Raw genomic sequence first — 12,282 nt, 5'->3', positions numbered from 1 at the left:
GAACACCCAAATTGATGTACCTGTTGGCCTGCTTACTCCTGACAACGTTAAGCCCAGCACCTGCGTTGGCTCAACAAGCAGTAGGCCCTGCACGACTGATGCTGACCACACAAGACTGGCCACCCTACCAGGTTTATCAGAACGGAGAAATGCAAGGATTGGCACTGAACAAGATTAAGTGCGCGCTCGGAAAACTCAGCCAGCCCTATCAAATTACCATGACGGACTGGTCCGAAGCGCAATTGCGTGTCCACAGCGGCGCGCAGCATGGCTTTTTCGTCGCAACCCAAACGCAGGAACGCGATGAATACGCCACCCTATCGACGCCGGTCGCCCAACAAACATTGCAGTGGTATTTTGGCCCTGGAGTTGAGCCAAAGATCACTGAATTGTCTAAAGTGAATCTCAAGTTTTCAGCCAAGTTTGGCTCAAGCAAATGGTTTTGGCTCAAACGTAACGGCTACAACGTCGTAAAGCAGCCCAGAGATGCTAAAGTTTTATTAACGCTTTTAAAACAAAGGGAAATTGACGTCGCTCTGGAAGATGAACTGGTATTTCGAGCCGAACTGAACAGCGCCGCCCTTCCGGTCGACTACTTTACGCATCAATTACTGGAAACCAAACCCATGGGAGTTTATTTCTCCAAGCGTTTCCTCAGTCAGTACTCAGGCTTTTTAAAAAGCTTCAATTCCGCCGTAACTCAGTGTAAGGGATAGCCTGTGACCATAAGCATTCATTTAATCGCCATACCCGACGATGAAGTTGTCGCCTCCCGCGTCATTTATCTGCCTAAAAGCGGCGGCACATTCGGAAGAGACACAAACTGTGACGTTGCCTTACCCGATCAGGGGAAGCGCATTTCTCGCGTACATGGTGACATTCATCTCAGCGAGCATGGCTATCGCATTCGTAGCCGTGGGAAAAACAGCGCTATCCTCAACGATAAACCGCTGATGGCCGAAAAAGACTATCCACTCAATGACGGCGATATTCTCAAAGTAGAAGGTTATACCATGCTCATCAGCACACTGGTCAGCTCCAACAATATTGATGAGCGCATTCAGCAAGATACCGGCCCTAGACTTGAACGGGGATTCAACCTCAATCTGGATGATGAAACGGACTTTCTGGAAGACATTGAAACGGCAGCAGCGGAACGGGCTGCATCTGGGTTCTCTACACACAATGTCATGAGTGACGACCCCTTTGCCTCAGATCCGTTTGAAGATCTTGATGAAGAACAAGTGGCGCCTCACGTCGAAGATAGACAAGACAACCTCTCACATCAGGCACATCAACTCGAATTCCTTCCGGTGGAAACACGACAGACATCTCAACTGGAAAGTGCCATTGACAAATTGATCACGCTTACTGAAAAAAACCAACAGTATCTGCACAATCCTATGTTGCAACACGACGCGTTGTTTTCCGCGCTGGAAGCCACTGTGGACCAATTTCTTGATGAACTGGCCCCAGAACAATTAGAGACACAATTCAGTGAATACCTCCACGGTAGCCTGTTTGCCAGCAAAGAGAAAAAGTATTGGCGAATCTATCGTAAGCACTTTACTCACCGTCATGAGAACGGTGATTTTCGTCGCCAGTTCAAAGCGTTGTTTCTCGAGAACATGCAGAAACAGAGGGAGGAAAGCTGATGAAGTTCGGGGTATCTCTGATGTGTCTGATGATCCTTACGGCTTGCTCGTCAGATCCAACGCCAACTATCACGCAACGTTCACTGACCGTGACGGCGGACGCTTCCGTCAACCCCAGTGCAACCAGTAAAGCCAACCCGGTGGTCGTCAGGTTGTATCAACTCAAGGATCAGCAGATGTTCAAACAGTTGGCTTTCATCGACCTTTACAATAACGATGTTCAGTTGCTGGCCGCCAACCTTATCTCCAAACAGGTGTTGCCCGTTGTCATGCCAGACAGCAAAACCTCACAAACTATCGATATCAACAAAGACACCCAGTATTTGGCCGTACTGGCAGAGTTTTCCAATTATCAGGATGGCGAAGCGAAAGCGGTCTCAACCCTGCCGACCGAAGATGATCAGTACCTGCAAATATCTCTCAACGATGATGCGGTGACCATCGAAGTGATCACACCTGAATCCAGTTGGTGGCAGATTTTCTGAGACGATGACTATAGGGATATTACGTGGACGCATTTAAAAAAGTTGTATGGCAGGAAGGGATGTTCATCGCGCCGCAACATTTTCAGCAACAAGACCGGTATGTACAAAATTACATCCGTCAAAATGTTGAAACACTGGCGGGATACTCTCCGTTCTTTGGTATTACCGCACTCAGCATTAATCATGATTTACTAAAGATCGGCAAACTCTCGGTCACCTCGTGTGCCGGATTGTTCCCCGATGGTACGCATTTCGATTTGAACCATGAAATCACGGTCGATATTCCAGAAGGTACGGTAGAGAGCGTGGTGTATCTCGCGTTGCCACTTTCATTGCAAGGAAATAATGATTTCAGCAGTGACACCGAAACACAGAGCCGCTATCAAACTCGCGGTATTAATGTCTTCGACACCTCAACAACAGACAATGCCAGCGTCGAGGTGGATATTGCCCAGCTCAATATCAGCCTGAGATTAGCCAGCAGTGACAGCTCTGGCTTTACTCTGATTCCTGTGGCTAAAGTTCTTGAATGTGGTGATAACGGCGACGTGATTCTCGATCGCGCGTTTATTCCGGCTTGCCTTCATTACGGCGCCTCACAATTTCTGACAGAGCGCCTCAAGGAGATCCACGCTCTGTCTTACAACCGTGCCCAGACTTTGCTCAAACGCATAGAGGCCGGGCAAGGACAAAAAAGCACCCAGTCGCTGATGCAAGATTATCTCTGGTTGCAGACACTCAATACCTGGCTGCCCTGGTTTGATCTCACCATCATCAACCCCAAAGTACAGACGCACAACATTTACACTCAGTTGCGCCGCTACGAGGCGCAAATTCTTGCATTGACGCCAGCGGTGCCACCAAGCTGTCCAGAACTGAACTACGCGGCACTCTACGAGAACTTTAACCCGCTGTTTTCCAGCTTAAGAAATATGCTCACGCTGGTACAACAAGATTCCGTCCTGGAGTATCACTGGGATCATTCCCTGTTCGAAAAACGTCGTTTACTGAGAACCGTGGTTCGGGATCCTGCCAGCGTCACCAATCGCCGTTTTGTGCTCAGCGTTAAATCTGCACTTAACACCAGTGAACTCAATGATCTGTTTCCGATTGCAGCAAAGTTAAGCAGCAATACCCGTATTGTTGAACTGGTGCGCAATGCCCTGTCTGGAATCAAAATGACCCCACTGCCTTTGGCCCCGAGTGAACTAAAACCCATGCAGGGAACGGCGTATTTTGAAATCGACACCACGGACAGAAGCTGGCTGGACATGCTGGAGACACGAGACGCGCTGGCGCTTCATGTCGATGCACGAATTCCAGACCTGGATGTGGTGCTGTACGCGTTGAGGTAGTGCAATGAATTATCTGGATGAAGAAACTCTGGTTTGGGACACCAAACAACAAAGCGTCGTCGACCTCAACAATGAGGCGGCTGGACCAGAGATGGTCAGAATCAAAACCTCAACCAGTCAGCTTGAGTTCCTGCGCCATTTTGACAAAGCAGAAAATCAGCTCATTAATATCAGCGCTGAACTGCTTACTATCGCTCTGAAAGTCAGCACCATGCCCGAGCCGGATGATATCCATGTACTGCGCGAGGAATTGGTAAGCCAAATTAATGAGCTAAAAGCGAAAGGTGCCGAGCTCACCTACCCGATAGCGGTGATCGACAAGTTGTGCTTTTTATATGCCGTCGTTTTGGATGAGTTCATTATTTACACTGAGTGGGGAGAGCAACGTAGTTGGGAGAACAAAACCCTGCTCAGTGAACTGTTCGGCATGCGAAATGGCGGTGAGCTGTTTTTTACCGTGACAGAAAAAGCCATGCGCCAACCCCACAAACTGATCGACTTATTGGAGGTCATCTATCTGTTTCTCAATATCGGCTTTAGGGGGCAGTACCGTGAAGCTGGTTCAGATCAGTTAAAGCGCGTTATTCATCAGTTGGAGCAACTCATCAGTCAGTACCGTCAGTCTGGTGCGCTCTACTGCCACACCAAGACGAATCTGCCGAAATGCCGTAAACCAACACGAAGAAAACGTTACCTTGTCACCACCATTTTCTTTGTCTGCTTGATCGCCACTAGCGTCGGTTTTACCTACTTTTGGTATAACAAGACCTTGCCTCATCGTGCCCGGGACTTCCAGAACCTACCAGACTATAGCCAGCGGTATGTTCTGTCCGGAGAAGTCAACGACATCGTTTTCATCAGTTCAGACAGTGATCTGGCGCAGCCTCCTGCCAAAGCCAGTAAAGTGGAGTTGGTCAACACAACGCCTCCCTTATCAATCGCCACCAGCCACTCTGACTGGTTGGTTCAACTGGCCACCTTCAGCACTGAAAAGAACGCAACTCGTTTTATCAGCACTCTATCGCCCAATTCTTACGAGCCTGTTGTCGACAAATACAAGGCGTATTTCCGAGTGATTATCCGCACTACATCATCCCAGCAAGCGCAAACGATTCAGGCCTGGTTTAAAGATAAAGACAACATTAACGCCATCATTGTGCAAGGTCTCGGTGAGACAGCACGTAAGCAAGGAAGCCAATAATGACATCCGTGGAATCCACCGCTTCAAAGCAACGCCGAAACATCCTGTTCGCCATACTGACGGCGCTGATCGTTGTCATCCTCGGTCTGACTCTGACCTGGTTCACCCGCATGTACGCAGACTGGAGAATATCCGCGGCTGTCAGCCTTACTCTGGCGTTGCTCATTGCAGGGCTCGTTTACTGGGGGTTGCAGCGTCGCCAGTCTGGTCAGGAAGACGCGGATAAGGAAGCACTGGCGGTTATTCGTCAGCGTCAGCGACGACTTGCCGAACATTTCCAACGAATGTTGAAAAGCCAGAGAAGCAAAAAACGTCTCAGCAGCCGATATGATTTACCTGTCTATCTGTTGCTCAGTGCCGACATGGAATCTGATAAGCCAATCATTACCCAGATGGGTTACGACGCTTACAAAGTGGATGATTTTGGTAATGATATCGAGTTTCCGATTCTTTTCTGGCAGAGCGAACACTCGATTCTGATCTCAATCAGCCGGGCAGATGACCAACACCCGGACTATATCCGAACACTTTGTAAACAACTGATGAAATGGCGGCCGCGACAAGCTGTCAACGGTCTGTTGGTCACAACGGACGTCACTCAGTTGATTAATAGCAATGAGCAAATAGAACAACAAGCTGACGAAGTCGCCGGTCTAATCAAAGCGTATAACCAGCAATTTGGTCTCAGCCTGCCGGTTTATAATCTGATCACCGCCATGGGAGGCATCGCCGATTTCTGTCAGTTTTTCTCCGGATTTGAAGAAGCTCGGCGTGACGACGTTTTTGGCGCCACGATGCCATACAGAAAACACGGCGGTATTGACGCCAATTGGTTCAATGACGAGTTCGATCATCTGATCAGCCAGCTTATCGCGCACAGCAGCAGTGCCATGGCCAACCAGTTAAATCAGGATTACCGAAATGCCATTGGTAGCGCCCCTTTCCAACTTGGTCTGCTCAAACAAAAGCTGTGGCTGTTTCTGCAACGTTTGTACCGGGGCGAGCAACTGACCGACGCGCTTCAGTTCCGCGGCTTCTACTTTACCCATCATGGCAAAGAAGGCATGCAGTCAGATTTACTTGCAGCGACAGTTAACCAGTCTCTCGGCAGCGATGCCTATCTCCGACAAGTTCAGTTACCAGTCACGCAGAGCTTGTTCGCACAAAACCTGATGTCACACGTGATTTTAAATGAGCAGCAACTGGTGGGTGTCAACCGCCGCAAAGAAAACATGCTCTGGCTTAGCCAATCTGCGTATACCGTGTTTTGGCTCGCGCTATTTGGCTTTATTCTGTTGGTGATCAAACTGGATTTTGATTATCAAAGTCAACGGGAAGCGCGGGCAGACAATATGTTGGAGAGCTATAAGGAAGCGATCGCAGCCTCACCTTATAACGTTGAAAACATGGCAGACAATATCCCCAACCTTTACGCGCTGCACAGCATTTATGCGCTGTATAAACAGCCTGAGCCATGGTTCAACTTACCGTTTTTACCCAGTGCGACCATCAAACCTGCCGTCGAGCAGGCTTACTTTAATGAGTTACGTCAAGTGTTAATACCATCCATGGAAAACACACTGGAAAAAGACTTGTTTGTCTACGTAAATCTGGAAGATCAATCTCAGACACTGGCCTTGCTGAACAACTACCGGATGCTGTTTGATAAGCAGCGCTCCAATATCGAAGAGCTGAAAACCTATTTTGTCCGGACACTGCAGGATCAGGGCGAAGCCGACAGCATTAATATCGCCCAACTTGACCGCCTGCTTGATGATGTCTTCGCTCAACAGATGGTGCCGGTCAAAGTGAACTACGAGCTGGAAACACTGGCCAAAAAAGTGATCAGTCAGAGCGGCATTGAAAATCTGCTGTATCAACATATTCTCAACGCACATCACGACAAACGCATCGACGTGCGTAAAGAGTTAGGTAGCCGTTTTTCCAGCCTGTTCAACTTTGCACCGGACTATGTAGGCTACATGGTGCCCTACCTGTATACGCCTGCTGGATTTAATGAATTGGACTTGTCGGTAACATCACCAATCATCAAAGATGCGTTGCAGGCGTACGAAGGAGTTGCAGGCAATACGCCCAGTGCCGCCGAACTTTATCGCATCAGTCGGGATCTCAAGCTCAAGTATCAAAACGATTACATCAATTACTGGCGCAACTTTACCCGTCAGATAGAGCTGGTGCCGATCACCAACGCTGAAGAGCTCAATCGCACACTGACTTTACTGTCCGATGCGTCAGACAACCCACTCAGCAACCTGTACACACTGCTCAACAAATACACCTCCGTCGAGCTGAGTGTTTCGGCCCCCAAAGACGGCAAAGACAACGTGCAACCAGAGCTGAATATTGATGCGGATAAAAAAGAGTCAGCTCGCCAGATCACCTTGAGTTTTCAGGCTTACCATGATTTGCTGACCACCAACGAGCAAAACCAGAAACCACTCGACATGGTGATGGCCGATTTAGCCTCAGCCCAAACCTGGTTGAAACAGTTTTATCAGAGTAAAGAGCCACAAAAGCTGGCGTTCCAAACACTTGCAGCCTCACTGAAAGCCGACAATCCAATCACGACATTAGCCTCTGCGTCACCAAGCTCAGACACTCTGTTGCAAAGCCTGTTGAGCCGGATAACGAAACAGAGCAATGACATGGTGATGTCATTGGCCCATGACTACCTCAATACGACGTGGCGCGAACAAGTGTTTCAGCCTTATCAACAGACACTGGCCGCATTTTATCCCTTTGATACGCAATCCGACCGCGATGCCAGTATCGCTGACGTTAAAGCCTTTTTTATGACCAACGGCACCTTGGACACTTATCACAACGCTATGCTCAAAACCTTCACTGCTTCGACTCCCGATAGCAGCCCATACTTACCGGGTTTACTGCCCGACAGCGGACTGGCACTCGACCCTCAGGTATGGCAAATGCTGAGCAAAGCTAAGGACATTCGCCAGGCGCTGTTCATCAATGACCCCACCAAGGTTTCAGTGCAATTCCAAGTGAAAGCGGTCGCCATGTCATCCGATTTAACCGAGTTCTCTATTTCCTCAGAAAAACCGCTGTTCACCTACCGTCATGGCCCAGCATTGTGGACTCAGTACAATTGGCTGGGCGATGCCCAGACAGAAGATAAACTGGACGTCGCACTCAAAGCTCAGAGTGCGTACGTAGCGAAAGCGAATTACGCTGGCAACTGGAACTGGTTCCGGCTGATTGAGCCCAGAGTCACCAACACCAGCGCGCAAAACACACAAATTGAGTTCGATTACGGCGACAGCAGCGTGAAACTGACCATCAAAACGCAAGGTCAAAACAACCCGTTTGTCCCCGGCTTTTTCTCCGCATTTTCGTTGCCCGGTAGTTTATGACGACAGCGAAACCCTGCGCTGCAGCGTGGATAACAAATGAAGAGATTCGGCCTCTGTTGCGCCACCTCGGCTGTACTCTGATTAAACCAATTAACCCACACGTCGCCCATGTCCGCAGGAGTAGCGGGGGCAACGCGATACTCAAAACGGCCCGCTTTACGCATCAACGTCAGGCGCTGATGAATGAGGCGAGGTTTCTAAAAAATCACGCAGCAAACCACTGGCCAGAGTATCTCGAGTACGCTCGTTTTCGAGAAATGGACTACCTTTTGTGTACACGTTTGCCCGGTGTGACGCTCAACCGGTATCAACCCAACCGTTCTGACGACTGGCTGAGTATGCTCGGGGCTTTCGAATCCATCTTGCATCAACTACATCTGTCTGGATTTATCCATGCCGACATCAAACCCGCTAACCTTCTCTTCGATCCTCATACCCAGCGTGCCAGCCTCATCGATTTCGGTTGTGTCATTGAGGTATCTCACCCAATATCCATGAATTCTGTGCGCGAACTAACGCCGCTTTATGCCAGCGCCGAGCAACTCAGAGGCATGCCACTGACACCGACAAGTGACTGGGTCGCACTCGCATTGACCTTTGCCACCTTGATGCATCAGCATCCCTTCCGCGGCCGCACGATTTATCAAGCGGCGGCTGAGGGATGGAAACCAGATCCCCCTCTTCTCCCAAGCCGCTACCATCAACTCTTGGTCAACCAGTTGAGAAATATCCAGCAGGAAGCTGAACATGGTCGAACAACCCGCCGTGAACAGAATGAACAAAATGCATCAATATGACCAATATTCTTTTTATCTTCGCTTTAGAGACAAAGTGTTAACACGTTCGTAACCTTAATCTATCTTTTTGCACACACTCCTGCGCTCTAAGAGAAATAGATAACTATAAACATCAGATCATGAATTTGATGTGCCTACATAAGGAACGTGAACATGTTTAAATTCTTCAAACCTACTCTGGCCGCTTCGATCATTGCAGCCTCCTTTTCGGTAAACACTTTTGCTGCTGATCTCGAAAAAATCCACTTTCTGATCCCTGGGGGCGCTGGTGGTGGTTGGGATATGACTGCCCGCGGTACTGGTGATGTGTTGGTGAAAGAAGACATCGTTGAAAATGTCTCCTTCCAGAACTTATCTGGCGGCGGCGGCGGTAAAGCCATTGCACACCTAATCGAAACCGCCCAACGTCAGGAAGACACCCTAATGGTGAACTCGACTCCGATCGTCGTACGCTCGCTCAGCGGTATTTTCCCACAATCTTTTCGTGATTTAACGCCTGTCGCGGCGACGGTTGCCGATTATGGCGCGATTGTCACAACTCCAGACTCCCCTTACGCGACATGGGAAGATGTTGTCAAAGCATTCAAAGACAACCCTCGTAAAGTGAAGGTTGCCGGTGGCTCAGCCCGAGGCAGCATGGATCATCTGGTTGTTGCGGCTGCGTTCAAAGGCGAAGGTTTTGAGCCGAAAAGCGTGCGTTACATTGCCTACGATGCAGGCGGTAAAGCGATGGCAGCCCTGCTATCTGGCGAGACACAACTGCTCTCTACTGGCCTCGGCGAGGTTTTGGAAATGTCGAAATCCGGTCAGGTGAAAGTGCTGGCGATAACGGCACCAAAGCGTATTGAGGCCGCGCCAAACATCCCAACTCTGGCGGAATATGGCAACCCAACCGTGTTTGCAAACTGGCGCGGATTCTTTGCCGCTCCGGGTGCCAGCCAGGAGAAAATTAACGAGTGGAACGCTGCACTGACCAAGATGTACAAAACCGACGAGTGGAAAGTCGTCCGTGACCGCAACGGTTGGATTGACAACTACAAAGCGGATAAAGACTTCTACGCCTTCCTGGAAGATCAGGAGAAACAAATGGGCGACCTGATGCGCGAGCTCGGCTTTATTCAGTAATCCTAAACAGGGCTGACTTGCACCAGCCCTATCCTGTTTTGCCGTACAAGAGACATTACACACTCCTTTGTTTATTGAAGATAGACAAGTAAGCCAATTGACTAGCAGCAATGACTTACCTTGGTTAACCCGTGCCATGAACATCACTGGTTAGCCCTCTTCGTACGGCCTTTTTCTTCCCCTGTAAAATGAACTGGAGTTGGATATGTCGGATCTGCCAACGAACTCTCTCAACCAAAATAAGTTCAGCAAGGAGTATTTGCTGTGCCGTGATCGTGTTGGAGCGCTTATCTTCTTGCTGGTATGCCTGTGTTATGGCTATCAGACTTATCAGATTCCCCTCTTTCCGGGCGATGAGTATGAACCCTTCACCGCGCGCACACTGCCTACTATTCTGACATTTGTCGGGATCGGTTTATCGCTTTTGTTACTCATCACTGGCCAGCCTGACAAACAAAGCGGCGCGGTGCTCGATTTCAACTGGAAACTGCTGATCGCCTTTCTGGTGCTAATGGCTGCGTATGGTGTGGGCCTGACGTACCTCGGATTTGTTATCGCTACCGGACTGTTTCTGATGGCAGGCTTTTACCTGCTCGGCGAACGCAACAAGAAAATACTGTTTGGCGCGTCATTTCCGTTTGTAATTGCGTTCTACCTGTTACTGACTCAGGGGTTAGATATTTATCTGGAGCCCGGCCTGATTTTCACAGCCTGGTAACCTCACTCAAGGATAAAGATTATGTTAGATGGAATTTTGCAAGGTCTTTCGACCGCTGTAATGCCGATGAACATCCTGATGGTGATAGTCGGTTGTTTTGTCGGTACATTTATTGGTATGTTGCCAGGTCTGGGCCCGATTTCAGCGATTGCTCTGATGATACCCGTGACCTACGGACTCGACCCGTCATCCGGCCTGATCCTGATGGCAGGTGTCTACTATGGCGCCGTGTTTGGTGGTTCAACCTCCTCCATTTTGATCAACGCACCGGGTTGCTCTTCGACCGTTGTTACCGCGTTTGATGGTTACCCAATGGCCCAAAAAGGTCAGGCCGGTAAGGCACTCGCGCTGGCAGCTTACTCTTCATTTACCGGCGGTACGCTGTCTGCAATCATGCTGTTGGTCGCCGCTCCGGCGCTGGCAAGTGTATCACTCAGCTTTCAGTCCTCAGACTACTTCGCTCTGATGTTGCTTGGCCTGTCGGCTGTCGCAGCGTTTGCTGGCAAAGGACAAGTGCTCAAAGCGTGGATGATGACCATTTTAGGCCTGATGCTGTCAACCGTTGGCATCGACAAAGGCGTTGGCGTTGAGCGCTTTACCTTCGGCCTCACCGATCTGATGGACGGTTTCAGCTTCCTGTTGCTGGCCATGGCGACCTTCGCTTTGGGCGAGACGCTCATGGGCATCCTGAAACCTTCTGCCGATACCAGTGACGACGAACAAGAGAGAATGCGTAACCTCGGCAGCATGAAAGTCACAAAAGAAGAAGTCAAAGAAGTCGCACCGGTGTCGATTCGCTCTTCCATCCTAGGCTTTTTCACTGGTGTATTGCCGGGCGCTGGTGCCACCATTGCGGCTTTCCTCAGCTACGGTATGGAGCGTAACCTGGCACCAAAAGACAAACGAGAAGAGTTTGGTAAAGGCAGTATTCGCGGCCTGGTGGCTCCGGAATCGGCCAATAACGCTGCGTCCAGTGGTTCTTTTGTCCCATTGCTGACTCTGGGTATTCCGGGTTCAGGCACCACGGCTATCATGTTGGGAGCACTGATTGCTTATGGTATTCAGCCAGGTCCCCGCCTGTTTGTAGAGCACCCAGATGTGTTCTGGTCTGTGATTATCTCCATGTACTTTGGCAACATCGTGCTGGTTATCCTCAACTTGCCACTGATTCCGTATATTTCGAAGCTGTTAGCCGTCCCCAGAACAGTGCTGTTACCGATGATCCTGTTCTTCTCCATCACAGGCGTGTATCTGGTGTCTTTCAATACTATGGACGTGTTCGTGATGCTGCTGATTGCCATGGGAGCCATTGCTTTGAGGCTGGCGAATTTCCCGCTCGCACCTTTGCTACTCGGCTTCATTCTCGGCGGCCTGATGGAAGAGAACCTGCGCCGAGCCCTGATGATCAGCGACGGAGAGCTGAGCTTCCTGTGGGAACGCCCTATCACACTGGCGTTTACCGTGCTGGCCGTCTTGGTTTTAAGTAGCCCATTACTGGTAAAACTAATCAGCAAATTAAAGTCAAACCCCACAAAAGTAACTCAATAAACTCAG

10 protein-coding genes are annotated in these 12,282 nt (G+C 49.6%); all 10 read left to right on the top strand.

What is annotated here, in order from left to right; translation table 11 throughout:
• Positions 1 to 14 precede the first annotated feature (14 nt).
• The 10 genes from VPR01S_RS11835 to VPR01S_RS11790 all read left to right on the top strand — a co-directional run bounded on the left by VPR01S_RS11835 (position 15) and on the right by VPR01S_RS11790 (position 12,276).
• Positions 15 to 716, top strand: coding sequence for a type 2 periplasmic-binding domain-containing protein (locus VPR01S_RS11835; protein ID WP_040902633.1), 702 nt, complete (start codon positions 15 to 17; stop codon positions 714 to 716).
• Between the two features lie 3 nt (positions 717 to 719).
• Entirely contained in the window at positions 720 to 1,655 is a 936-nt protein-coding gene (locus VPR01S_RS11830; protein ID WP_021705567.1) for an FHA domain-containing protein, read from the top strand.
• A complete protein-coding gene (gene tssJ / locus VPR01S_RS11825) occupies positions 1,655 to 2,140 on the top strand; it encodes a type VI secretion system lipoprotein TssJ (protein WP_021705566.1) in 486 nt (161 codons plus the stop codon). Before VPR01S_RS11830 ends, tssJ begins: the two co-directional genes overlap by 1 nt.
• A gap of 23 nt (positions 2,141 to 2,163) precedes the next feature.
• Positions 2,164 to 3,495 (top strand): type VI secretion system baseplate subunit TssK, encoded by a 1,332-nt coding sequence (tssK, locus tag VPR01S_RS11820; protein WP_021705565.1) that lies wholly within the window; start codon positions 2,164 to 2,166, stop codon positions 3,493 to 3,495.
• A 4-nt stretch (positions 3,496 to 3,499) separates the two neighbouring features.
• A complete protein-coding gene (icmH, locus tag VPR01S_RS11815; RefSeq protein ID WP_021705564.1) occupies positions 3,500 to 4,696 on the top strand; it encodes a type IVB secretion system protein IcmH/DotU in 1,197 nt (398 codons plus the stop codon).
• Positions 4,696 to 8,088 (top strand): type VI secretion system membrane subunit TssM, encoded by a 3,393-nt coding sequence (tssM, locus tag VPR01S_RS11810; RefSeq protein ID WP_021705563.1) that lies wholly within the window; start codon positions 4,696 to 4,698, stop codon positions 8,086 to 8,088. Before icmH ends, tssM begins: the two co-directional genes overlap by 1 nt.
• Positions 8,085 to 8,885 carry a protein kinase domain-containing protein gene (locus tag VPR01S_RS11805; RefSeq protein WP_040902631.1) on the top strand — a complete coding sequence of 267 codons (801 nt, stop codon included), beginning with the start codon at positions 8,085 to 8,087 and terminating at the stop codon, positions 8,883 to 8,885. The genes tssM and VPR01S_RS11805 overlap by 4 nt, the downstream gene beginning before the upstream one ends.
• A 153-nt stretch (positions 8,886 to 9,038) precedes the next feature.
• Positions 9,039 to 10,010 (top strand): tripartite tricarboxylate transporter substrate binding protein, encoded by a 972-nt coding sequence (locus VPR01S_RS11800; protein ID WP_021705561.1) that lies wholly within the window; start codon positions 9,039 to 9,041, stop codon positions 10,008 to 10,010.
• Between the two features lie 205 nt (positions 10,011 to 10,215).
• Positions 10,216 to 10,728 (top strand): tripartite tricarboxylate transporter TctB family protein, encoded by a 513-nt coding sequence (locus VPR01S_RS11795; protein ID WP_040902629.1) that lies wholly within the window; start codon positions 10,216 to 10,218, stop codon positions 10,726 to 10,728.
• 21 nt (positions 10,729 to 10,749) lie between these two features.
• Positions 10,750 to 12,276 (top strand): tripartite tricarboxylate transporter permease, encoded by a 1,527-nt coding sequence (locus VPR01S_RS11790; RefSeq protein ID WP_021705559.1) that lies wholly within the window; start codon positions 10,750 to 10,752, stop codon positions 12,274 to 12,276.
• The last annotated feature ends 6 nt before the right edge of the window (positions 12,277 to 12,282 follow it).

The sequence above is a fragment of the Vibrio proteolyticus NBRC 13287 genome (genome assembly GCF_000467125.1).
GTDB lineage: Bacteria > Pseudomonadota > Gammaproteobacteria > Enterobacterales > Vibrionaceae > Vibrio > Vibrio proteolyticus.
This window is presented reverse-complemented; position numbering and strand designations above follow the sequence as displayed.